This window comes from Gracilibacillus sp. YIM 98692, assembly GCF_010993965.1.
Taxonomy (GTDB): domain Bacteria; phylum Bacillota; class Bacilli; order Bacillales; family Amphibacillaceae; genus Gracilibacillus.
In genome coordinates this window covers 1-25,001 of record NZ_WIXM01000022.1, presented here as the reverse complement: position 1 = coordinate 25,001, position 25,001 = coordinate 1, and the positions used below count along the sequence as shown (strand labels likewise).

Genomic DNA, 25,001 nt, shown 5'->3' with positions numbered 1-25,001 from the left:
TAGGCTGGTGCTGATATTTTTATTCCGTTATACGATTAGCTAGGTGTTTCTTCAATCTCTAGATTAAAATTTTCTGCTGATTGAACATCATCTTCTTCATCATCACGCAGTTCAATTTCTTGCTCATCACCTGTTAGCATTTTTACATCCATACCTAAACTTTGTAACTCTTTAATTAGTACTTTAAACGATTCAGGGATACCAGGTTCTGGTACATTAGAACCTTTCACAATAGCTTCATAAGTTTTGACACGTCCTACCGTATCATCAGACTTCACTGTAAGGATCTCTTGTAAAGTGTAAGCAGCACCATATGCTTCTAGTGCCCACACCTCCATTTCACCAAAACGCTGTCCACCGAACTGTGCTTTACCACCGAGCGGTTGCTGCGTTACTAGTGAATATGGACCTGTAGAACGAGCGTGTAATTTATCATCCACCATGTGTGCCAACTTAATCATGTACATGACACCTACAGATACACGATTGTCAAATGGTTCACCTGTACGTCCATCATAAAGGATAGTTTTGGCATCTCGAGGTAGGCCTGCCTCTTCAAGAGTCTCCCATACATCTTCTTCACGGGCACCATCAAATACTGGTGAAGCAGTATGAATGCCTAGCTCTCTTGCTGCCATACCTAAATGCATCTCAAGCACTTGTCCGATGTTCATACGCGACGGAACCCCTAATGGGTTTAACATGATATCGATTGGAGTACCATCTGGTAAGAACGGCATATCTTCTTCTGGTAAAATCTTGGAAATAACACCTTTGTTACCATGTCGACCTGCCATCTTATCCCCTTCATGAATCTTACGTTTTTGAACGATGTAGGCACGAACAAGTTGATTAACTCCTGGAGGTAATTCATCACCTTCAGATCTATTGAAGATTTTTACATCAAGTACAATTCCTCCTGCACCATGTGGCACACGTAAAGAAGTATCTCTTACCTCTCTAGCTTTTTCACCAAAGATAGCATGAAGTAAACGTTCTTCTGCTGATAATTCTGTTACACCCTTAGGAGTTACTTTACCAACTAATAAGTCACCGTCTTCCACTTCTGCTCCAACACGGATAATCCCTCTTTCATCCAGATCACGCAATGCATCTTCTCCCACATTTGGTATATCACGTGTGATTTCTTCAGGGCCTAGCTTTGTATCTCTGGCTTCTGATTCATACTCTTCAATATGAATAGATGTATAAACATCATCTTTAACCAAGCGCTCACTCATGATAATCGCATCTTCGTAGTTATAACCTTCCCAAGTCATAAAACCTACTAATGCGTTTTGACCTAAAGCAAGTTCTCCTTTCTCCATAGATGGACCGTCTGCTAAAATTTCTCCCTTTGTTACACGGTCACCTTCGGATACAATAGGCCTTTGGTTATAACAAGTACCTTGGTTAGAGCGAATAAACTTTTGTAGTCGATAACGATCTAAATCACCTTCGACTTCTTTTCCTTCTACATTTGTGATTCTGCGAACGTGTACCTCTTTTGCTTCTACTCTTTCCACGATACCTTCATATTTACAAATGACAGCAGCACCAGAGTCTTTACCAGAAACATATTCCATACCAGTCCCAACGATTGGAGACTTAGGCTGCATAAGCGGAACTGCTTGACGCTGCATGTTCGCACCCATCAATGCACGGTTAGAGTCATCGTTTTCCAAGAAGGGAATACATGCTGTCGCCGCTGATACAACCTGTTTTGGCGAAACATCCATGTAATCGAGTTTTTCACGTTTTACGATCGTGTTTTCCCCTCTGAAACGTGCGATAACTTCATCGTCAACAAACGCTCCATTTTCGTCAAGCTTCGCGTTCGCCTGAGCTACTACATAATGATCTTCTTCATCTGCCGTCAGGTAGTCAAACTGCTCCGTTACCTGCCCAGTCTCAGGGTCAACTCTTCGATATGGAGTTTCAATAAAACCAAATTTATTAACTTTCGCATAAGAAGATAATGAGTTAATCAACCCAATGTTTGGTCCTTCTGGGGTTTCGATCGGGCACATACGGCCATAGTGAGAATAGTGAACGTCACGTACTTCAAAACCTGCACGTTCACGAGTTAAACCACCAGGACCTAAAGCTGATAGACGACGCTTGTGTGTTAATTCGGCTAATGGATTTGTTTGGTCCATAAATTGAGATAGCTGAGAGCTACCAAAGAACTCTTTAATGGAAGCAATAACTGGTCTAATATTAATTAGTTGTTGTGGTGTAATCGAAGAAGTGTCTTGAATAGACATTCTCTCGCGAACAACACGTTCCATTCGGGATAAACCAATTCTAAATTGGTTCTGCAACAACTCGCCAACAGAACGTAATCTACGGTTCCCTAAGTGGTCAATATCATCTGTTCCGCCTACTTCATGTAAGATATTAAAGAAATAGCTGATCGATGACAAAATATCTGCCGGTGTAATGTTTTTGGTACTATCATCAACGTTACAGTTTCCTAACACAGTTAGCGTTCTTTCCCCTTCTGGGTCTGTAGGATCCATGATTTTTATGGATTGAATCCGGATTGGATCTTCTATTACTCCTTCATTCGGTTCTAACACTCGCTCACCAAAGCGATTTGTATCAGAATCTAAGATAGGTAGAATTTTATCTAATAAACGTCTATCTAACTTATCTCCTCTATTCGCAATCACTTCACCTGTTTCCGTATCCACAAGTGGTTCTGCAAGAATTTGATTAAATAAACGGTTTTTTATATGCAGTTTCTTATTAATTTTATAGCGTCCAACATGAGCTAAGTCATATCGTTTCGGGTCAAAAAACCTTGATACAAGTAAACTTTTAGCATTTTCTACCGTCGGCGGTTCGCCAGGGCGTAAACGCTCGTAGATTTCTAATAAAGCTTTTTCGCTTGTTTCCGTGTTATCTTTTTCTAATGTATTTTTTAAGTATTCGTTTTCTCCGAACAAATCTAAAATCTCTTGGTCATCACCAAAGCCAAGTGCTCTAAGCAACACGGTGATTGGCAACTTTCTAGTACGGTCTATACGCACATGTACAACATCTTTAGCATCTGTTTCAAATTCTAACCATGCACCTCTGTTTGGAATAACCGTAGCAGTATAGCCGCGCTTTCCGTTCTTATCTACTTTATCATTAAAATAAACACTTGGTGAACGAACAAGCTGTGAAACAATAACACGTTCTGCACCGTTAATCACAAAAGTACCTGTTTCTGTCATTAACGGGAAGTCACCCATAAATACTTCTTGTTCCTTCACTTCACCTGTCTCATTATTTAATAAGCGAACCTTTACACGAAGAGGAGCGTTGTATGTCACATCTCTTTCTTTGGATTCTTCAACAGGATACTTTGGCTCTCCAAGGCTATAATCAACAAATTCTAAGGATAAGTTTCCAGCAAAATCCTCGATAGGCGAAATGTCTTTAAACATTTCCCTTAAACCTTCATCTAAGAACCATTGGTATGAAGCGGTTTGAATTTCAATTAAATTTGGTAAATCTAATACCTCACTAATACGCGCATAACTTCTGCGTTGGCGGTGTCGTCCGTATTGAACTAGTTGACCTGTCAACTGATTCACCCCTCGATCCATAATAAAAGATAGATGCTATAAAAATAGCAATAAATGAAACCACACTTACTTTTATACTTTTTCCTATAGTGGATTTGACAATTTCTCTATAGAGCGTATAATTTAGTAAGTGTCCTACACTTGTTCGGGAATCACACACCGAACAAACTTGTAAAAAAATATGATTACAAGCTTTTATATTGACATTTGCTTCTAGCAAATGTTATTCAATTACATCAGTGGTTTGTGGAAAATAAAAAAGGAAATCTAAAAGGTTTTGTAGAGAACTCTATTAGCTAATAAATTACTGTTTATATAGTTAAAAAGTTCGTCAAAGCTCATGTTGATTAGTTTTACCAAATTTCTTTAAAATTATACATAAAACTTATATTTTCTCTTGACAAACTTTCCTTCCTATTGGCATTTTTCAATACTATCACAAACAAAAAGCATAGTCAAATTATTTTGCACGAAGAATAAAATAGCCTTTATTTTTTGAGACTACTTTTACAGATGAAAATAGTTCTTCTAGCTTTTTCCTAGCAGATGGTGCTCCTTGTTTTTTTTGAATAACTACCCATAGCTCTCCACCTTCTTGCAGAGAACGACTGGACTGTTCAAACATTTCATGTACAATTTGTTTCCCCGCACGAATCGGCGGATTTGTCAAAATCGCTGCAAATCGTTCACCTTGCAAACTGTTAAGCATATCACTTTCCACAAAACGAATATTGCTAACTTTATTCACTTTTGCGTTTTGCTTCGCTAAATGTAACGCTCTAACGTTTACATCACTTCCTACAATTTTCCTCTCAGGATATGTTTTCGCAAGCGCTAAGCCTACAGGCCCATACCCGCACCCTAAATCTAATAAAGGCCCGCGAACTTCAGGAAGTTCAAATGCTTCGATCAAAGTTTTGGAACCAAAATCCACTTCATTCTTCGAAAAAACTCCATTATCAGTTTTAAATGTGAAACGATAACCATTCAAAATGTATTCCCAAGATTTCGGATCACTTTTGACATCAGGAAACTTAGAAAAATATTGATCTGCCAATTTACCCCTCCGTCCTTCACCCAATTTATTAAGCATAAGAAAAGCCCGCTATTATACAGCGAGCTTCTCCTTTATAAACGAGCTTATTTCAATTCTACAGTTGCACCAGCATCTTCTAGCTTAGACTTCAATTCTTCTGCTTCTTCTTTATCTACGCCTTCTTTGATAGCTCCAGGTGCGTTATCTACTAGGTCTTTTGCATCTTTAAGTCCTAGTCCAGTAATTTCACGAACTGCTTTAACAACTTTGATCTTAGAAGCACCAGCATCTTCTAGCACTACATCAAATTCAGTTTGCTCTTCTGCAGCTTCCGCAGCACCTGCACCCGCTGCAGCTACCGGAGCAGCTGCAGTTACTCCAAATTCTTCTTCAATTGCTTTTACTAAGTCATTTAATTCAAGAACTGACATTTCTTTTATCGCTTCAATGATTTGTTCGTTAGACATTTTTATTCCTCCTAAATAATTTTTTTATAAACATAAACGATATATAACCGAATTCTTATTATGCGCCTTCTTCTTCTTCTTTTTGTTCCGCAACAGCTTTTGTTGCATACGCAAAGTTTCGAACAGGTGCTTGCAGTACGCTAAGCAGCATAGAAACCATACCTTCGTAGTTTGGAAGGTTTGCAAGTTCCTTGATTTGCTCAAGTGAAGCAACAGAGCCTTCTACTACACCGCCTTTAATTTCTAGCGCATCATGTTCTTTAGCAAAGTTGTTTAAGATCTTTGCAGGCGCTACTATATCATCTTTACTAAATGCAATAGCAGTTGGACCTACTAAAACTTCATTTAAATCAGTTAATTCAGCCTCTTCTACCGCACGACGTGTCATAGTGTTTTTATAAACTTTAAAATCCACGCCAGCTTCACGTAATTGTGAACGTAATTCCGTTACTTCTGCAACGTCTAAACCACGGTAATCAACCAATACAGTAGATTGACTGTCACGTAATTTATCGGCAATATCTGACACCAATTGTTTTTTGTGCTCAATTACTTTTGACATGATTCCACCTCCTATTACTCGATCATTATACCGTCCACTATAAAGAAAAACCTCCATGTAGACATGGAGGTTCAGATCGATCGACGTAAATACAATAAGATGATACTTACTGTACCGCTATCTATCCAGACACACCTCGGCAGGAAATTAAGCTGAAAAGCACCTGCTGTCTACGGTATAATGTATAAAGTTTATCATAATTAATGGTTTTTAACTTAACCCTTGTGAATTATACAAGGTATTTACTCTATTGTCAAGCCCCATTATTTTGCGAATGGTGATGAATCAACTTTTACACCAGGCCCCATTGTAGAAGATACAGCTACGTTTCGCAGGTATATACCTTTTGCAGCCTGAGGCTTAGCTTTTACAATCGTATCAGCTAAAGCATTAAAGTTTTCTACAAGCTTATCTAAGTCAAAAGAAACTTTTCCGATTGGTACATGAATATTAGACTGCTTGTCTACACGGTATTCTACTTTACCAGCTTTAATTTCTTGTACAGCTTTTTCAATTTCGAATGTAACCGTGCCTGTCTTAGGGTTAGGCATTAAACCTTTTGGACCTAATACTCGACCTAACTTACCAACTTCAGCCATCATATCTGGTGTTGCTACAACAACATCAAATTCAAACCATCCTTGGTTAATTTTGTTAATAAGTTCTTGGTCACCTACGTAGTCTGCCCCAGCTTCTTCTGCTTCTTTCGCTTTATCACCTTTTGCAAAAACTAGAACGGTTTGTGTTTTACCAGTTCCGTGCGGCAATACCATTGCTCCACGGATTTGCTGATCTGCTTTTTTAGGGTCTACCCCTAAACGAAATGCCACTTCAACTGTTTCGTCAAACTTAGCACTAGAAGTTTTTTGTACTAATTCTAATGCTTCTTTTGCTTCATATGCTTTTGAACGATCAACAAGCTTTTGAGCTTCTTGTTGTCTTTTTGTTTTCTTTGCCATTATTATTTCCTCCTTCATGTGGTTTTAACGGTTATACCTCCCACTTTCAAAAGCGGAACATCTATTTGTATATCTATACAATCATATATTCATTAAATGCCTTCATTAGTAAAGGTTGCGACGATGAAGCGTTCCTCCACTACCGCAACCTTCCGCTTTTGCTACAAAGCTGTGAGATTAGTCTTCGATAACGATGCCCATGCTGCGTGCAGTTCCTTCAACCATACGCATTGCAGCATCTACATCAGCAGCATTCAAGTCAGGCATTTTCACTTCTGCGATTTCTTTAACCTTGTCGCGTTTTAATGTCGCAACTTTATTGCGGTTAGGTTCACCTGACGCTGATTCAATACCAGCTGCTTTCTTAAGCAATACTGCTGCTGGTGGAGTTTTTGTAATAAATGTAAATGAACGGTCCTCAAAAACCGTAATTTCTACTGGAATAATCATACCAGCTTGATCCTGTGTTTGAGCGTTGAACTCTTTACAAAATCCCATAATATTAATACCCGCTTGACCTAATGCCGGCCCAACTGGCGGTGCTGGATTCGCTTTTCCTGCTGGAATTTGTAGTTTTACAACTGTTTCTACTTTTTTAGCCACGAGACACACCTCCTTAAGTCCGTGATGTGGTAATAGGGTCAAACACCCTCCCACTCATTTCATATGCTAAATTAAACCTTATACTCGAGGCATAACGAACATAAGAATTTTAGCATTATTCTACATAAAATGCAAGTGGGTAGAGCATTTTTTTTAAATCTCCCAATTTCTGTTGATTGCTTTTAAGGAGACCTAAGCTATTAAGATAATTTTTTAACCTGTGAAAAATCTAGTTCAACAGGAGTTTCCCTTCCAAACATGTTTACATGTACTTTTACTTTTTGTTTATCTAAGTCGATTTTTTCAATCGTTCCAGAGAAATTATTGAAAGGTCCATCGATTACTTCCACCGTTTCATTCAGTTCAAAGTCGACTTCAGTAACCGGTTCATCATATCCCATTCTTTTTAAGATAGTTTCCACTTCTTCCTCTAATAAAGGGGTCGGTTTAGAACCAGATCCAGCAGAGCCAACAAACCCTGTTACACCTGGTGTGTTACGGACAACATACCATGAATCATCCGTCATCACCATTTCTGCTAACACATATCCAGGGAAAACCTTCTTTTTTGCAACTTTTTTCTTACCATTTTTAATTTCCGTCTCTTCATCTTCTGGTACAAGCACTCTAAAAATTTTATCTTCCATGCCCATGGATTCTAGACGCTTTTCTAAATTGGTCTTTACTTTGTTTTCATATCCTGAATACGTATGCACGACATACCATCTTTTTTCCATGTTATGAGGGGCTTTACCTCGCCCTTCCCTCCCTTAAATATCTTCAATTTATATCGATCGATTTCATTGCAATTAAAAAACCCGCCTAACGGGTTTTTGCTTACATATTTAATAACATTATAACTATATCATAGCAATTTATTCAAATAACAGATTAAGAATTTGAGTAATGCCTAAATCTATCACAGCAAAGAATATGGTAATAAATGCTACAGTAACAATGACTGTAATCGTATAGCGCGTTAATTCTTGACCTCTTGGCCATGATACTTTTTTCATTTCACGGTTTACATTTTTCAAAAAAGTTACTGGTTTCACAGAAGGTACCTCCAAACTGTCTTTCACTACCGGTAGATCTATTTTGTTTCTCGATGTATGGTATGCCGCTTACACGTTTTGCAAAATTTCTTTACTTCTAGCCGGCTTGTGTCGGATATATTCTTCTCCGTACTATAGTTTCTTGTTTGACAAACCTCACAAGCTAGAACTATTTTTTTACCCATTTTTTATCCACCCCAAACTTAGGGTTATCACTTGTACTAATGTAGCACGGTTGAATACCCCTGTCAACGACATTGGCGATAGGATATATCAATAGAAAACTAGGTGATATGTATATCACTTTCTTCTAAATATCTTTCCAGCTTTCTCTTTACACGCTGCAGAGCATTGTCAATTGATTTAGAATGTCTATTCAGTTCTGCTGACATCTCTTCATACGACTTCCCATCTAAATATAATAATAACACTTCCTTTTCTAAATCACTTAACAATTCTGCTAACTTATGCTCCATATCTCCATATCTTTCCCTGCTGACAATCAATTCTTGTGGATCAATCGTGATCGTTGCTTCTAGCACGTCTAATAATGTTCTATCTGTATTATCATCATACATCGGCTTATCCAAAGAGACATAGGAGTTCAGCGGCATATGCTTTTGTCTTGTAGCAGTCTTTATTGCCGTTATGATTTGTCTCGTAATACATAACTCTGCAAAAGCTTTAAAAGAGGATAATTTATCAGTTTGATAATCTCTTATCGCTTTGTATAAGCCTATCATCCCTTCCTGTGTGATATCCTCATGATCAGCACCAACTAAAAAATAAGTCTTTGCTTTTGCTCGTACAAATGATTTGTATTTTTGTATTAAAAATTCAAGTGCCTGTGTATTCCCCTTTTTTACAAGTAACACCAATTCATTATCGTCTAACAACTGAAAATCTGGGTTCATATTTTCTGTGTGCATGGCGGTCTGTCAGACTCCTCCTGGCTATGTGCCAAAAAATAGATATAGCAGACTGATAATAGCAATATTATACAGGAAGCGCTTTAACTGCGTCAACATAACTCATTCATTTCCTCGGCGCCATTTTTCAAAAACTTGTAAAATATCATCACTAATCGGGATTTTACTCTTGATTTTCTTTTGTTGATGTTCTCTTATATCATTAGCAATTTCCTTTTGAATATTGTTCCATTCAATTTGCAGCTCCCTTGCTGATATACGAAAAGCGCCCTGAGCAAAAATGGTACGCTGTTCTGTATAATCAGATGTTGCCACATAAACTTTTGTTTTGACGTTTTTAAATTCTTTTACTAATCGTTCGATACATTGGTCAGCCGTTTCGTTTTCTTTTGTAAAAATGACATCTACTTTATACTCCTGTTGTCTATTTTCTATACCTCTTACTTCATACGCATCAAAAACTATAATTACTTTTTGATGACGGTATGCTTGATATTCTGCCATTTTCTCAATTAAAAGTAATCGTGCTTTTTCAAGATCCTTCTCTCTTAATTGCTTCAACTCCTCCCATGCTCCGATCATGTTATAGCCATCTACTAATAAAACATCCATTACCCTTCACCGTTTGGGAACCTTTTACGATAAATTTCATACATTAAAATGCCTGCAGCAACTGAAGCGTTTAGGGAAGAAACGTGACCTACCATTGGAAGACTCACTGTCCAATCGCATTTTTTTCGAACTAACCGACTCATTCCTTTACCTTCATTACCAACGACGAGCGCCATTGGTATATGGCCATCTAATTGACGGTAATCTTCTGTAGCATTCATTTCTGTACCAACAACCCAAACTTGCTTCTCTTTTAATTCATCTATCGTCTGAGCAATGTTTGTTACACGAACAACCGGAACATGTTCAATGGCACCAACTGAAGTTTTAGCCACTGTGGCCGTTAACCCCACAGCTCTTCGTTTAGGAATAATAACACCATGTACCCCTGTTGCATCCGCTGTGCGGAGAATGGACCCTAAATTGTGCGGATCTTCCATTTCATCTAATATGAGAAAGAATGGCTCCTCTTGTTTATTTTGTGCTAATTTAAATATAGAATCTAAATCAGCATATTCATAAGCCGCAACTAAGGCTGCAATGCCTTGATGATTCCCTGATACCATTTGATCTAATTTCTTTTTTGGAACACGCTGCATAACCGTGTTTTTTCCTCTAGCTAGTCCTTGTAATTTATTTACTAAAGACGAATTTAAATTTTCAGCTATATAAAGCTTTTCTACAGGTCTACTTGATTGCATCGCTTCGATAACGGTATTTTTTCCTATAATCCACTCTCCGTTCACATGTATCCATCTCCTTCCTTTGTGAAGTCAATCGCTTGGGCAATTAATTCTTCCAGCCTTTTATGACGCTGATCAAGATATAGGTATCCTATTAAAGCTTCAAAAGCTGTACTATATCGATAGGCTTGCATACTTGTGTTTTTGGGGACGGAACCAGACTTAGCATTTCGTCCCCTCCGAACAATTGACATTTCTTCTTCGGTTAATATATTATGGTTTAACCAATAGTGAATTACTTCTGCCTGAGCTGTCGCTTTTACAAATTGAACCGCATGTTGGTGCAACTGTTGTACTTGTACTTTTCCTTGTCGAATTAAATGTTCTCGCACATACTTTTCATAAACGACATCCCCCATATAAGCTAATGCTAAACTTTTTATTTCTTTTACATCCGTCATTACTTTAACCTCGTTTCCACCGGGTGCCTTGAGGCGTGTCTTCTAATATAATCTGGCGTTCTTTTAAATCATCGCGAATTTTATCTGCGAGTTGGAAATCTTTATTTCTTCGTGCTTCAATACGTTGTTCAATAAGTGCTTCAACCTCTTCATCTAATAATTCATCCGCTTGGTTCCTTGTAATGCCTAAAATATTTAGCCAGTCATGGAAAATCTTTTCTAAAGCTTCGATCACTTTTGTATGTGTCTGCTTTAATTCTAGATAGACATTGGCTTCTTTAACTAAATCAAATATCACAGCAATCGCATTAGCTGTATTGAAATCATCATCCATTTCCTTCTCAAAAGCTATTTCATATTGCTTAATTTTTTCTAGCCATTCATCAGATCCTTCCACGATATCTAAGCTTGATTGTTTGCGATGCTCTAGATTGGTAAGCACATTTTCTATACGATCAAAGCTCTTTTTCGCACTTGCTAACAAAGAATCACTAAAGTTAATCGGATTACGATAGTGGACACTTAACATAAAAAATCTTAATACTCTTGGATCATGTCGTTTAATCAAATCATGAGCTAAAACAAAGTTTCCTAATGATTTCGACATTTTTTCATTATCAATATTAATATAGCCATTATGCATCCAATAATTAGCGAAAGATTTTCCTGTACTTGCTTCTGACTGAGCAATTTCATTTTCATGATGCGGAAATGCTAAGTCTTGCCCTCCAGCGTGAATATCAATCGTTTCCCCTAGATACTTTTTCGCCATAGCTGAACACTCTATATGCCACCCTGGGCGGCCTTCTCCCCAAGGAGAGGACCACGCAATTTCTCCATTCTTCGCTTGTTTCCATAATGCAAAATCTATTGGGTCTTGCTTCTTTTCACCAACTTGAATTCTCGCCCCAGACCTTAATTCATCTATAGACTGATGAGATAATTTCCCATAATTTTCAAAAGAACGTGTTTTGAAATAAACATCTCCATCTGCTTCATACGCATGACCTTTATCTATTAATGTTTGGATAAACTGAATAATATCATCCATCGTTTCCGTCACACGCGGGTGATGGACCGCCTCCTTAACTCCTAATGCACCTACATCTTCTTTATAAGCCTGAATAAAGCGTTCTGCAATGGTTGGCACTTCTTCTCCAAGTTCGTTAGCAGCTTTAATTAATTTATCATCGACATCGGTAAAGTTGAGCACGTAATCGACTTGATAACCTTTATGCTCGAAATATCTTCTGACCGTATCAAACACAATCGCCGGGCGGGCATTCCCGATATGAATATAATTATAGACAGTTGGCCCGCAAACATACATTTTGACACGCCCTTCTTCCAGGGGCTGAAATGTTTCTTTTTTTCGAGTTAAAGTATTATATATGCTAATCGTCATCACGTTTCACTCCTTTTATTTCTTCTATCTCTTTTTTCAATGAGGTAATTTGCTGATCCATTTCTTTAAAAACTTCACTAACAGGATCTGGTAATTTATGGTGATCCAAGTCTGTTCTAACTTTTTCTCCATTTTGAATGACCACACGCCCTGGAATTCCAACAATAGTGGAATGATCTGGGACGTCTTTTAACACAACAGAACCAGCCCCTACTTTAGAGCTTTCCCCAATCACAATTGAACCTAATACTTTAGCTCCTGTTGCGATTAACGCATTATCACAAATGGTTGGGTGCCTCTTTCCTTTTTCCTTTCCGGTTCCTCCAAGTGTCACGCCTTGGTAAATGGTGACATTATCTCCTATTTCGCACGTTTCACCAATGACGACTCCCATACCATGGTCGATAAAGAAACGTTTTCCTATCTTGGCTCCAGGGTGAATTTCGATCCCTGTAAAAAAGCGGCTGATCTGTGAAATAGAACGAGCGATGAAGAAAAATTTTTTTCTATATAAGGCATGAGCAATACGGTGCGCCCATATCGCATGTAATCCTGAATAAGTTAAACATACTTCAAAATAAGTGCGAGCAGCAGGGTCTTGGTCAAAAACCACATCAATATCTTGTTTTAATATACGAAAGAAGCTCATTTGTCCTCCCCTCCCTTTAACTTAGATCTCTCTCTCATCACACTAAACTTAGTGAGTGCTAAGCCATCTGCTTATTCAATCAGCACATCAGATTTATAAACAACCGCCATTCTCCTTATTTTATAAAAAAACGCCTCTGTGTCATGATGACACAGAGACGTTAATTACGCGGTTCCACTCTGTTTAGAGGTTTAAGATAACTTACCTCTCCCTTTCACTGATAACGGCAGTTACCGTCTAACCCTACTCCGTGATTCAGGCTAGAACTCAGAGGTGCATTTCAAAAGCATGTGCTTCAACCACTCTCAGCCGTAGATGGTTTTCTCTGTGCAAGCAAAAAATGCTTTTTACTTCTCCCCTTCAACGATCACTTTTTATTCTATATTATATTATAATACCTTGGTCGTGCTACTTATTTGATCATTTGTAATACTTTTTCCAACCTAGCTGACACAATATCTTTACCCAATAAGTAAATTGCATTCGGCAGCTCTGGGCCATGTGCTTCACCTGTTGTTGCAACACGAATCGGCATAAATAACTTTTTCCCTTTTTGTTTTGTTTCCTTCTGTGTTGCCTTAATGCTAGCTTTAATATCTTCTGGTGACAATGTATCTAAATCGTTAAATTGATTTAAAAAGGCGGATAAAACTTCAGGAACTTGTTCCCCTTTTAATACTTCCATTGCTTCATCATTATAAGTGATATCTGTTTTAAAGAATAAATCCGTCAGTTCTACAATTTCTGCACCATAAGATAGCTGGTCATGGAACAAACTTATAAGCTCTTCTGCCCACTTTTTTTGTGAATCATTCATTTCAGTAGGCAACTTCCCTGCTTTTATTAAATGCGGAAGGCTTAATTCAACTACTTTGTTTAATGAAGCTTGCTTCATATATTGATTGTTCATCCATTTCAATTTAGCTGGATCAAAGATCGCTGGTGATGTTGATAATCTTTCTGGATCGAACATTTCAATAAATTCTTTTTGTGAGAAGAGTTCCTCCTCCCCAACTGGTGACCAGCCCAACAATGTTATAAAGTTAAATAGAGCTTGTGGTAAGTATCCTAAGTTTTTATATTGTTCAATAAATTGCAGGATATGCTCATCTCTCTTACTTAACTTCTTGCGGTTTTCATTTAAAATAAGCGTCATATGACCATAACGAGGCGGCTCCCACTCAAACGATTGGAAGACCATCATTTGCTTAGGTGTATTAGAAATATGTTCTTCTCCTCGTAGAACATGACTAATTTTCATTAAGTGGTCATCAATAGCAACGGCAAAGTTATACGTAGGAATACCGTTTTTCTTTACCATAACCCAATCCCCAAAGTCACTGGACTCAAAGGTTATCTTTCCACGAACGATATCTTGGAAAGTATATGTTTGATTACCCGGTACACGGAAACGTATGCTTGGCTTTCTTCCTTCCGCTTCGAATTGCTTGATTTGCTCATCGGTCAAATCTCGATGCGCACCGGAATATTTTGGAACTTGCCCGTTTGCACGTTGCTCTTCACGCTCATTTTCAAGCTCCTCTTCTGTCATATAGCATTTATATGCCAACCCTCTTTCTAGCAACTCATCTACATATTTTTGATAAAGGTCTAATCTTTCTGTTTGACGGTATGGTCCGTAATCACCGCCAATATCTGCACCTTCATCCCATTCTATACCTAACCATTTTAAATATTGAAGCTGGCTTTCCTCGCCGCCTTCTACATTTCGTTTATCATCAGTATCTTCTGTCCGAATGATAAACGAACCTCCTAAATGTTTTGCATATAAGTAATTAAATAATGCCGTACGCGCATTTCCAATGTGTAAATGACCTGTTGGACTGGGCGCATACCTAACACGAACATCATTTCCCATTATCTTACGACTCCCTTCCCTGAATTTTCCTATGGTTAAATGGGTATATCCCTTCACTTCCCTATTCAACAGTATTCCTTATCTGTATTTTATCACTAACTTTTAAAAAATGTTATCATTTCATTATTTCTAATACTTCATTACGTGAAATTTAAACTTTCTTTACAAGTAATATGACTGCTTGTGCTGCAATACCTTCTTTTCTCCCAGTGAACCCTAGTTTTTCCGTTGTGGTTGCTTTTACGTTAACTTGATCCTGCTTGCAAACTAGCAATGCAGCTATATTACATTGAATACTTTCGATAAAAGGTGCTAGTTTTGGTGCTTGTGCCATAACCGTACAGTCCAAATTACCTAACGTATAGCCTTGTTCATCAACCATCTGCCAAACCTTTTGTAATAGATCTTGTGAGTCTGCATCTTTATACTCTGGATCTGTATCAGGAAAATGTTTACCAATATCCCCTTCTGCAATTGCTCCTAAGAGCGCATCTGTAATCGCATGTAATAGCACATCAGCATCAGAATGACCGAGCAAACCATATTCATGAGGGATGTTGATCCCCCCAATAATACACGGTCTATTTTTAACTAATTGATGTACATCAAACCCTTGTCCGATTCGGAACATGCTTATTCCTCTCCTTTTTCTTGTAAAATCGTTTCTGCCCGAGCGATATCTTCTGGTGTTGTTAATTTAACATTTTCATAGCTGCCTTGTACGATTTTCACCGTCTCACCCAAAGCTTCAACTAAGGAGGCATCGTCTGTACCAATGTACTGTTCCTCCAGCGCTTTTTGATGTGCTTGTTTAATCACCCTATATTGGAAAGCTTGAGGGGTTTGAGCAGCCCACAAGGTGGAACGATCCAAAGTTTGAATACTACCTCCTGTTTTTTGTTTGATCGTATCTGTTACTGGAACGGCCAATAGTGCTGCCTTGGAATGACTGGCTGTATGAGCAAGCTCATGTAGCAACTTTGTCGATACAAAAGGTCTTGCGCCATCATGAATCATTACAACAAACTCATCGTCCTCTTCTTTTATTGCAAGTATCCCTTTATACCCACTCTCCTGTCGCTCATTTCCTCCGTCTACTAGTTGTAACCTGTGCGACCAATCATATGATTGAAATAGTTTTTTCATTTCGATACGATCTATCGGATTAATCACAAGATATATTTTTTGACACCAAGGGTCCTTTACGAAATTTTTAATAGTATGTACAATGAGAGGTTCCTCTTGCAGCGGAATAAATTGTTTGTTTTTCCCAAAGTTCATTCGTTTCCCTTGACCTGCCGCTAATACAATTACATTATATTTAATCATCCGGCCACCTCATACTATCTTCACCTTTAATGATAGATTGACATAGATAAGAAAAAGGTGCTTATCAAATCTGTATTTTTTATTTCTTACCTATTTTAAAAATACTTATAAGGAAATAAAAGTGATAACACTAGGTTATCACTTTATCATATCCTTTATAAGTTATACCTTTTTTAAAGAGCTTTTTCAAGCAATTTTGGTTTTGCGAAAATCATTCGACCTGCAGAGGTTTGTAAAACACTTGTAATCACAACATCAATAGTTTGACCGATATAGGTTTTCCCCTCTTCTACAACAATCATCGTCCCATCATCTAAGTATGCGACACCTTGATTTTGTTCTTTTCCATCTTTAATCACTTGAACCGCTAACTCTTCTCCTGGAAGGACAATTGGTTTTACCGCATTTGCTAGATCATTAATATTTAAAACTTGTACTTTTTGAAATTCACAAACTTTATTTAAATTAAAATCATTTGTCACCACAATACCATTCATTACTTTGGCGAGTTTTACCAATTTACTGTCCACTTCTTGAATATCTTCAAAGTCACCTTCGTAAATTTCCACGTTAATAGGCAGTTCCTTTTGAATTCGATTTAATATATCCAAGCCTCTACGTCCACGATTTCTTTTTAAAACATCTGATGAATCCGCAATATGTTGTAATTCTTCTAAAACAAACTGTGGAATAATGATAGTTCCTTCAAGGAAGTTTGTCTGACAAATATCGGCTATTCTCCCGTCTATAATAACACTGGTATCTAGGATTTTTGGTTTAGGCTCTTCCCCTTGTATTTCCTCTGGCAATAAAGTTTTCTTCTTTTCTTTTTTAGTCAATGTTAAAAGGTTTAAAAATTCATCTCTTCGTTTAAACCCAACCTGAAATCCAAAATAAGCTAATAATACACTTAAGAAAATAGGGACTATTTGAGAAACAATTTTAATTTCAATAGCTTGAATCGGGATAATTAAGAAATAGGCAATGATCAATCCGACAATTATACCTAGACTCCCAAATAACAAATCAGCTACTGGCGCCCTGACTAAAGTTTCCTCAATCCATGTAAAAAAGTTAACAATCGAATCAGCAATCCACAACGATAGAAAGAATAATATAATAGCTCCTATAACAAGCCCTGCATATGGGGCTACATGACTAGCACTTAACCATGAACCTTCTAAAAATCCTATGAATTCCATAACATCTGGAATATATAAATAACCTGCGGTACCACCTGCAATAACAAAAAATATTTGCACAAATCTTTTCAGCACCACGTTCACCTCCTATATGATATTCTCTCCCAACAAACCAATTTTAAACATAATTTCTGCAAAATTATTATATATAACTTCAAAATGTCTAATATCCTAACGTAACTTGGATTGCTTCTTGTACAGTTTGAACACCTATTAGTTCTATGTTCGTCGGAGTTTTCCAACCATCCATATTTTTAGCAGGAATAACAGCTCGTTTAAAGCCTAATTTAGCTGCTTCCTGTACCCGCTGGTCAATACGAGATACACGGCGGATTTCACCAGTTAATCCAACTTCTCCTATAAGTACATCATCATTATTAGGTGCCTGATCTCTGAAACTAGATGTAATACTAATCGCAACCGCTAAATCAATTGCAGGCTCATCTAACTTTACACCGCCAGCGACTTTCACATAAGCATCCTGATTTTGAAGTAATAAACCGACTCTTTTTTCTAACACGGCCATTAATAATGGTACTCGATTATGATCCATCCCTGTTGCCATACGTCTCGGATTTCCAAAGCTAGTTGGGGAAATGAGAGCCTGTATTTCTACTAAAACAGGTCTTGTCCCTTCCATGGATGCAACAATTGTAGAACCTGCAACCCCTTGAGAGCGCTCCTCTAAGAAAATTTCCGAGGGATTCAATACCTCTGCTAGCCCTTCTTCCTTCATTTCGAAAATACCCATTTCATTTGTGCTTCCAAAGCGGTTCTTCACGCTTCTCAAAATACGAAAGGTGTGATGTCTTTCCCCTTCAAAATATAAAACAGCATCCACCATATGCTCTAGTAATCTAGGACCTGCAATAGCTCCTTCCTTTGTTACATGTCCAACAATAAAGATAGGGATATGATTTTTCTTTGCCATACGCATTAATTCACTTGTACATTCTCTAACTTGCGATACACTTCCGGGCGCACTAGTTACTTCTTCTTTAAAAATAGTCTGAATCGAATCAATCACAACAAAACCTGGATTTAGCTGGTCCATTTGAGTGCGGATATCAACTAGATTTGTCTCAGACAAGACATATAAACCATCCGCTGAAATACCTAAGCGATCGGCTCTTAACTTTGTTTGCCTTGCAGATTCTTCTCCCGAAATATACAGTACATCTACATCTCTTTCTGCTAACTGACTAGATACTTGTAATAATAAAGTGGATTTTCCAATACCAGGATCACCACCAATTAACACTAGTGACCCAGGTACAATGCCTCCGCCAAGCACTCGATTGAATTCCTGCATCGTTGTTTTTACTCTAGGCTCTTCCTGTGATTGAATCTTATTCAGCTGTTCTGGTTTTTGAGTATTAGTTGATGTCGTTGCCCAGTTACCTCTTGGTGATGTGGGAACAGAAACTTCTTCCACTAGTGTGTTCCATTGCTGACAGCTTGGACATTTCCCCATCCATTTCGGCGACTCATAACCACATTCTTGGCAAACAAACTTCGATTTACGCTTAGCCAATTTATATCTCTCCTCTTTATTATATACGAAAAAAGTGCCTTATAAGTTACAAGGATCTATCAATTTCATTAAAGTTATATGTAAAAAGTGTAAAAAAATTGAAGTAAAGAAGTCTATTATAATGTATTTGAAAATATTGCAAGGAGCTGCCTCAAAAGTCAGCTCCTTGTACATTCGCAAACTAACCTAAGAGACAGCCCCCTCTTGGAAGCGTTTATTGAGCTGTAACCGTGAAAACTCCAGATTCATTTAAATCTATATAGACCTTCTGTCCTTTTGTGATAGACTCTTTTAATAATTCTTCTGATAAAAGGTCTTCTACGTTTTTCTGCAGTGAACGACGCAATGGTCTTGCACCGTATTCTGGGTCAAAGCCCTCATTTGCAATTTTTTCTAATGCTCGATCAGATAATGTGAATTCTACTTCTTGCTCACTTAATCGTTTTTGTAACTGTTCTACCATTAATTCCACAATATGCTTCATATGTCTCTTTTCTAACGAGTGGAATACAATGATTTCATCTATACGATTTAAGAACTCTGGGCGGAATGATTTTTTCATTTCATTTGTTACTTTGGAACGCATTTCTTTATAATCTTGTTCTTCATCCCCAAGGCTAAAGCCAACATATTTATTTCGTTTTAACTCACTGGCTCCAACATTGGAAGTCATAATCAACACTGTATTACGAAAATCAACTACTCTGCCTTTTGAATCTGTTAAGCGTCCATCTTCCAGCACTTGCAGTAATATATTAAAGACTTCAGGATGCGCTTTTTCTACTTCATCTAATAATACAACAGAATATGGCTTTCTTCTCACCTTTTCTGTAAGCTGACCACCTTCCTCATATCCAACATATCCTGGTGGAGACCCTACTAAGCGGGAAGTCGCATGTTTTTCCATATATTCTGACATATCAATTCGAATCATCGCATCTTCGTCACCAAACATGGATTCCGCTAATGCGCGAGCTAATTCCGTTTTCCCTACACCTGTAGGCCCTAGGAAAATAAAAGAACCAATTGGTCTTTTCGGGTCTTTAAGACCTGCGCGAGCACGTCTAATTGCTTTCGATACTGCTTTTACTGCTTCTTCTTGACCAATTAAACGGCCATGCAATGTCTCCTCCATTTGTAATAAACGTTCACTTTCATCTTTTGTTATAGCAGAAACCGGAACTCCAGTCCAAGTAGATACAACGCTAGCAATATCCTCCACGATTACTTCAGAGTTTTCTCTACCTTGCTTTTCCTTCCACTTCGCTTCTGTCTCCTCTAACTCTGTTCGAAGTTGTTGTTCTTTATCTCTCAAGGATGCTGCTTTTTCAAATTCTTGACTTTGAACTGAAGCATCTTTTTCTTTCTTCACTTCTTCTAGGTTTTGCTCTAATTCCTTTAAATTAGGGGGAGTCGTATAAGAACGCAAACGCACTTTCGATGCAGCTTCATCAATTAAATCAATCGCCTTATCAGGTAAAAAACGATCCGTAATATAACGGTCAGAAAGCTTTGCCGCTGCCTCTATTGCTTCATCTGTAATGGTAACACGGTGGTGTGCTTCATAACGGTCTCTAAGACCTTGTAAAATTTGTACAGATTCTTCCACTGATGGTTCATCAACTTGTATTGGCTGGAAACGTCTCTCTAATGCTGCATCTTTTTCAATGTACTTACGATATTCATCTAATGTGGTAGCACCAATACACTGCAATTCTCCTCGAGCTAAAGAAGGTTTTAAGATATTAGAAGCATCAATTGCACCTTCTGCTCCACCTGCACCAATTAATGTGTGAAGCTCATCAATAAATAGAACGACATTATTGGCTTGGCGAATTTCTTCCATCACTTTCTTCAAACGATCTTCGAATTCACCACGGTATTTAGTTCCTGCTACGACTGTTCCCATATCTAGCGTCATAACTCGTTTATCTCTTAGGATTTCAGGCACTTCATTTTGTACGATTTGTTGTGCTAACCCTTCTGCCACAGCTGTTTTACCAACACCAGGCTCTCCGATAAGGACTGGGTTATTTTTGGTCCGACGGCTTAATACTTGAATGACACGTTCAATTTCCTTTCCTCTACCTATTACCGGATCAATTCCTCCTTCCTTTGCAATGGCTGTTAAATCACGAGCGAGTGAATCTAAGGTTGGGGTGTTAACAGCATTGTTTTGTGACCCGCGACCATGCTGAGTATTATTAGATTCATTACTGCCTAATAGCTGCAATACTTGTTGACGAGCTTTGTTTAGACTTACACCTAGATTATTAAGTACACGAGCTGCTACGCCTTCTCCTTCACGAATAAGCCCTAGTAATATGTGTTCTGTTCCTACATAAGAATGACCCAGTTTTCTTGCTTCATCCATGGAAAGCTCGATTACTTTTTTAGCTCTAGGTGTATAATGGATCGTTTGAGAAACTTGATTACCCTTACCTATAAGAGATTCTACTTCTTCCCTGATTTTTTCTGGGCTTAATCCAATGGCGTGCAAAGCTTTTGCAGCGATTCCTTCTCCTTCACTGACTAATCCTAACAAAATATGTTCTGTTCCAATATTATTATGCCCTAATCTTACTGCTTCTTCTTGTGATAATGCTAATACTTTCTGTGCTCTTTCTGTAAATCGACCAAACATCATTTATGATTCCTCCTTTTTCTCTATAGAAAACCGCTCACGAATTAAAGATGCTCGAAAGACATCCCGTTCATGCGGGTTTAACGCTTTTTTAGCATACTGTTGTAGAAAAGCTGGCTGTGTTAGAACCATTAATTCATTTAAAATAGATTGAGATATATCCTTTATAAATCCTAAGTCGATACCAAGCTGCACATCAGATAAACATTTTGCCGTTTCTTTTGATTCAATAATACGGCTATGTTGTAATACGCCATAAGAGCGAAATACACGATCTTCTAACTCCAATTCAGACTGTTGCATTAACCAGCTCCTAGCTTGACGCTCTTGCTCAATTAATTTTTCTACAACACTCTTCAAATCTTCTATAATATCCTGCTCTGATCGGCCTAAAGTAATTTGGTTAGAGATCTGAAAGATATTCCCTAAAGCTTCACTTCCTTCACCGTAAATACCGCGTACCACTAACCCCAATTGGTTAATAGCAGGGATCATACGATTTATTTTACGAGTAATGGCAAGTGCAGGTAAATGCATCATCACTGAAGCACGTAACCCTGTACCTACATTGGTAGGACAGCTAGTTAAATACCCCCTGCTTTCATCAAAAGCATAATCTATTTTTTCTTCTAACCAGTCATCCAGCTGAAATGCCTCTTCTAAAGCTTTTTCTAATTGCAAACCAGGGAAATATAGCTGCATTCGGATGTGGTCCTCTTCATTAATCATAATCGATACTTGCTCGTTTTTCGATATTAGAGCTGCGCCGCGCTTAGATTTTTCCGCAAGGTGCGGACTGATTAAATGCTTTTCTACTAATACTTGTTTTGCTATCTGTTTTAACTCTTCCATTCTAACAAATTCTAAATCTTTATATTGTAAAAGAGATTGGTGATTATATTCTCTCTCAATAAAATGCAGAATCCCATCCAAATGCTCCTCTTTTGCAATTAATGGAAATGGGGACTGTTCGAAGTTTCTCGCAAGTCGAATTCTACTGCTCATCACGATATCGCTATCTGGACCTTCTTCTTTTAGCCATGGACTGATAGCTTCATTTATAAATTGCTCTAATCCCATTACTTTTCACCCTCCCCATTATGGTTTAGGTTTTGTTCTAGAGCCTTAATCTGGTCTCTTACTTTTGCAGCATGTTCAAATTCTTCTTCAGCAATTAATTGTTGTAATTCTAATTTTAATTCTTTTAACTGCTTTCTTTGGTAAATGTCGGATCCAGCTCTCTTAGGAACTTTACCACTATGAGCTGTATTCCCGCTGTGCACTCGTCTAAAGATTGGATTCAGATGACTAGAAAAGGCTTCATAACAAGAAGAGCAACCAAATTTCCCTACTTTAGTAAACTCCTTATAAGTCATCCCGCATTTATTACATCTTTCTTCTGTCTGTTGATTACTTGAATTCTCTTGCGATGGACTTAAATTGACTGAATCAAAATTAAATAACCCAGATAATAAATCATGCAACGAGTATGCTTCTTCATCCTGAGATACATAACCTTTTTCCTTTGCACACTGTTCACAAACATGTATTTCTGTCTTATATCCATTAATTACTTTAGCAAAATGAAGGGTCGCTGGATTCTGTTTGCATTCTTGACATTCCATGCCGCACACCTCCTAAGAATCATATTTTAAAGATTGTAGCATTGCAGCCATAATTTTTGTACGAATTTCATCACGAGCAGGTAATTGAAAAGGCAATGTACTCCTATTTAATGCACTAATCATAAGCTTTGCCTCACGTTTTGTTATCAATTCTTCTTCTACTAGTCGCTCGATGATATTATATGCTTTCTGCTGTGAAATTTTTGGGTGAATCATGCCAATAATTTCATCAATCAATTTCGCCTTATCATCATTTGTAATACGACTTATACGTATATAGCCGCCACCGCCACGCTTACTTTCAACTAAATAACCTTTTTCTAAAGTAAACCGGGTATTTATGACGTAATTGATTTGAGAAGGTACACATTCAAAGCGATCCGCAATTTCACTGCGCTTTATTTCAATAATTTTTTGTGTATTACTTTGCATCACTTCTTTCAAATATTCTTCAATAATATCTGAAATATTGCGCATTTTCCCTCCTCCTATCTGACTTTGACTATATTTGACTATATAATCATTATACTGTATGTACTCATTGTTGCAACTATATTGTTCTACTATATTATTACCGTTTTTGATGGACAAAAAACATCGAATTCCTTTTTTTAACGAAAACGTATTTTTATTTTTTCAATTTCTTCCTGCTCTAACAACCATTCATATAAATTTGATCGTTTCTTTTGGTGAATAGCATCAACATACATTTTTATTCTTCTTGTATGGCCGTCACTATCATCAGAAATATCAAATTCCCTAATTTCAATAGGGAAGGATTGTATCTCCTCGATAAATTTAGAAGCAACCCTTTCTTTAGAAAGCTTTATTTCAAAAATAATATGGTGTGTTTTTTGATGTAGTTTTCTTTCTACTTTATTTAGTAACACTAAACTCACTAAGATAATAAAGGTGGTTACTACTGCTTCTTTATACATATTATTGCCCACAATAAGTCCTAAACCGGCAACGGCCCAAATCGACGCCGCTGTTGTCAGACCTTTAATGGTTCCCCTATTGACAATAATGGTTCCTGCACCTAAAAAACCGATACCACTAATCACATATGAGGGAATACGAGAGGGATCAAAACGTACAGTATCATAGTTTTCCATAAACGATTGAAATCCACTAATGGAAAGAATCATCATCAGGCAAGCACTTACTCCTACTAGTATATGTGTCCTAAATCCAGCAGAGTGTTTATTTATCTCTCGCTCAAAACCAATAAGTCCAGATAATAAAAGCGCAACCACCAATTTGGTGATCGATTCCAAAAATGCTGCATCAAATATACTTGCCAACATTTGTTTTCCTCCTCATAACTTTTATAGTTTTATACCCTTTTCTCCTTTATTTATTTCTTATGCATAGTTCTCTCTTCATAGTATGAACAATAGTAGCATTTTTTTATATAAAATTATTCATCAAAGGGGAGAATTATTAGATTTCTTTACAGAAGCTTTAATGAATACAAAAAAGCTCCTTAGTTAACACTAAGGAGCTTTTTAAACATATTGCCTGGCAACGTCCTACTCTTGCGGGAGCAAAGCCCCAACTACCATGGGCGCTGGAGAGCTTAACTGCTGTGTTCGGCATGGGAACAGGTGTGACCTCTCCGCTATCGTTACCAGGCCTGCAGGATGCAGGTCGATCGACGTTGTCACATGGATGTGACGATCTTAGTCGATCATCCTTTTCGTTTTAAAAGGATATACCCTAAAAACTAGATAAGAAAAATAGACATCAAAACCGAACGGTTTAAAGCGTTCATCATGATAGTTAAGTC

At 37.6% G+C, this 25,001-nt stretch carries 25 protein-coding genes, 1 rRNA gene and 2 other annotated features; all 26 genes read right to left on the bottom strand.

Annotated elements, in window-relative coordinates:
• Positions 1–35: 35 nt before the first annotated feature.
• Entirely contained in the window at positions 36–3,578 is a 3,543-nt protein-coding gene (gene rpoB, locus GHD00_RS15335) for a DNA-directed RNA polymerase subunit beta (RefSeq protein WP_163539039.1), read from the bottom strand.
• Between the two features lie 460 nt (positions 3,579–4,038).
• Positions 4,039–4,635: a class I SAM-dependent methyltransferase gene (locus tag GHD00_RS15330; RefSeq protein WP_163539038.1), complete on the bottom strand. Its 597-nt coding sequence runs from the start codon at positions 4,633–4,635 to the stop codon at positions 4,039–4,041.
• Positions 4,636–4,718: 83 nt separating this feature from the next.
• Positions 4,719–5,081 carry a 50S ribosomal protein L7/L12 gene (gene rplL / locus GHD00_RS15325; protein ID WP_163539037.1) on the bottom strand — a complete coding sequence of 121 codons (363 nt, stop codon included), beginning with the start codon at positions 5,079–5,081 and terminating at the stop codon, positions 4,719–4,721.
• Positions 5,082–5,139: 58 nt separating this feature from the next.
• Positions 5,140–5,643 (bottom strand): 50S ribosomal protein L10, encoded by a 504-nt coding sequence (rplJ, locus tag GHD00_RS15320; RefSeq protein ID WP_163539036.1) that lies wholly within the window; start codon positions 5,641–5,643, stop codon positions 5,140–5,142.
• 35 nt (positions 5,644–5,678) lie between these two features.
• Positions 5,679–5,837, bottom strand: a sequence feature (ribosomal protein L10 leader region).
• A gap of 69 nt (positions 5,838–5,906) precedes the next feature.
• Positions 5,907–6,602, bottom strand: a complete 696-nt coding sequence (rplA, locus tag GHD00_RS15315; RefSeq protein ID WP_163539035.1) for a 50S ribosomal protein L1 — start codon at positions 6,600–6,602, stop codon at positions 5,907–5,909.
• A 177-nt stretch (positions 6,603–6,779) separates the two neighbouring features.
• Entirely contained in the window at positions 6,780–7,205 is a 426-nt protein-coding gene (rplK, locus tag GHD00_RS15310; RefSeq protein WP_163539034.1) for a 50S ribosomal protein L11, read from the bottom strand.
• 200 nt (positions 7,206–7,405) lie between these two features.
• Positions 7,406–7,942 (bottom strand): transcription termination/antitermination protein NusG, encoded by a 537-nt coding sequence (gene nusG / locus GHD00_RS15305; RefSeq protein ID WP_163539033.1) that lies wholly within the window; start codon positions 7,940–7,942, stop codon positions 7,406–7,408.
• A gap of 138 nt (positions 7,943–8,080) precedes the next feature.
• A complete protein-coding gene (gene secE, locus GHD00_RS15300; RefSeq protein WP_163539032.1) occupies positions 8,081–8,260 on the bottom strand; it encodes a preprotein translocase subunit SecE in 180 nt (59 codons plus the stop codon).
• A 38-nt stretch (positions 8,261–8,298) separates the two neighbouring features.
• Positions 8,299–8,445 (bottom strand): 50S ribosomal protein L33, encoded by a 147-nt coding sequence (gene rpmG / locus GHD00_RS15295; protein WP_163539031.1) that lies wholly within the window; start codon positions 8,443–8,445, stop codon positions 8,299–8,301.
• A gap of 99 nt (positions 8,446–8,544) precedes the next feature.
• Positions 8,545–9,189, bottom strand: a complete 645-nt coding sequence (gene sigH, locus GHD00_RS15290) for an RNA polymerase sporulation sigma factor SigH (protein ID WP_163539030.1) — start codon at positions 9,187–9,189, stop codon at positions 8,545–8,547.
• Positions 9,190–9,291: 102 nt separating this feature from the next.
• The gene (locus GHD00_RS15285) at positions 9,292–9,801 is read right to left on the bottom strand and encodes an NYN domain-containing protein (RefSeq protein WP_163539029.1); all 510 of its coding nucleotides are present in this window, start codon (positions 9,799–9,801) and stop codon (positions 9,292–9,294) included.
• Positions 9,801–10,547 (bottom strand): 23S rRNA (guanosine(2251)-2'-O)-methyltransferase RlmB, encoded by a 747-nt coding sequence (gene rlmB / locus GHD00_RS15280; protein WP_163539028.1) that lies wholly within the window; start codon positions 10,545–10,547, stop codon positions 9,801–9,803. Before rlmB ends, GHD00_RS15285 begins: the two co-directional genes overlap by 1 nt.
• Complete coding sequence (locus tag GHD00_RS15275; protein ID WP_163539027.1) at positions 10,544–10,945, bottom strand: Mini-ribonuclease 3; 402 nt, start codon at positions 10,943–10,945, stop codon at positions 10,544–10,546. Before GHD00_RS15275 ends, rlmB begins: the two co-directional genes overlap by 4 nt.
• A gap of 4 nt (positions 10,946–10,949) precedes the next feature.
• Positions 10,950–12,350, bottom strand: a complete 1,401-nt coding sequence (gene cysS, locus GHD00_RS15270; RefSeq protein ID WP_163539026.1) for a cysteine--tRNA ligase — start codon at positions 12,348–12,350, stop codon at positions 10,950–10,952.
• Positions 12,340–12,999, bottom strand: a complete 660-nt coding sequence (gene cysE / locus GHD00_RS15265) for a serine O-acetyltransferase (RefSeq protein WP_163539025.1) — start codon at positions 12,997–12,999, stop codon at positions 12,340–12,342. Before cysE ends, cysS begins: the two co-directional genes overlap by 11 nt.
• 150 nt (positions 13,000–13,149) lie before the next feature.
• Positions 13,150–13,372, bottom strand: a binding site (T-box leader).
• A 39-nt stretch (positions 13,373–13,411) separates the two neighbouring features.
• Positions 13,412–14,878, bottom strand: a complete 1,467-nt coding sequence (gene gltX / locus GHD00_RS15260; protein ID WP_163539024.1) for a glutamate--tRNA ligase — start codon at positions 14,876–14,878, stop codon at positions 13,412–13,414.
• Between the two features lie 151 nt (positions 14,879–15,029).
• Entirely contained in the window at positions 15,030–15,509 is a 480-nt protein-coding gene (ispF, locus tag GHD00_RS15255; RefSeq protein WP_163539023.1) for a 2-C-methyl-D-erythritol 2,4-cyclodiphosphate synthase, read from the bottom strand.
• A gap of 2 nt (positions 15,510–15,511) precedes the next feature.
• On the bottom strand, positions 15,512–16,204 hold the full coding sequence (gene ispD, locus GHD00_RS15250; protein ID WP_163539089.1) for a 2-C-methyl-D-erythritol 4-phosphate cytidylyltransferase: 693 nt from the start codon (positions 16,202–16,204) through the stop codon (positions 15,512–15,514).
• 176 nt (positions 16,205–16,380) lie between these two features.
• Positions 16,381–17,484: a PIN/TRAM domain-containing protein gene (locus GHD00_RS15245; RefSeq protein WP_163539022.1), complete on the bottom strand. Its 1,104-nt coding sequence runs from the start codon at positions 17,482–17,484 to the stop codon at positions 16,381–16,383.
• 88 nt (positions 17,485–17,572) lie between these two features.
• A complete protein-coding gene (gene radA, locus GHD00_RS15240; protein WP_163539021.1) occupies positions 17,573–18,943 on the bottom strand; it encodes a DNA repair protein RadA in 1,371 nt (456 codons plus the stop codon).
• Positions 18,944–19,157: 214 nt separating this feature from the next.
• Entirely contained in the window at positions 19,158–21,590 is a 2,433-nt protein-coding gene (gene clpC / locus GHD00_RS15235) for an ATP-dependent protease ATP-binding subunit ClpC (protein WP_163539020.1), read from the bottom strand.
• Positions 21,591–22,667: a protein-arginine kinase McsB gene (gene mcsB / locus GHD00_RS15230; protein WP_163539019.1), complete on the bottom strand. Its 1,077-nt coding sequence runs from the start codon at positions 22,665–22,667 to the stop codon at positions 21,591–21,593. It lies immediately after the preceding gene.
• Positions 22,667–23,212 (bottom strand): protein-arginine kinase activator protein McsA, encoded by a 546-nt coding sequence (gene mcsA, locus GHD00_RS15225; protein ID WP_163539018.1) that lies wholly within the window; start codon positions 23,210–23,212, stop codon positions 22,667–22,669. Before mcsA ends, mcsB begins: the two co-directional genes overlap by 1 nt.
• A gap of 12 nt (positions 23,213–23,224) precedes the next feature.
• Positions 23,225–23,689 carry a CtsR family transcriptional regulator gene (locus GHD00_RS15220; RefSeq protein WP_163539017.1) on the bottom strand — a complete coding sequence of 155 codons (465 nt, stop codon included), beginning with the start codon at positions 23,687–23,689 and terminating at the stop codon, positions 23,225–23,227.
• A 134-nt stretch (positions 23,690–23,823) separates the two neighbouring features.
• Positions 23,824–24,519, bottom strand: a complete 696-nt coding sequence (locus GHD00_RS15215) for an MgtC/SapB family protein (RefSeq protein ID WP_163539016.1) — start codon at positions 24,517–24,519, stop codon at positions 23,824–23,826.
• Between the two features lie 212 nt (positions 24,520–24,731).
• Positions 24,732–24,847: ribosomal RNA gene (gene rrf, locus GHD00_RS15210) — 5S ribosomal RNA — on the bottom strand.
• Positions 24,848–25,001 lie beyond the last annotated feature (154 nt).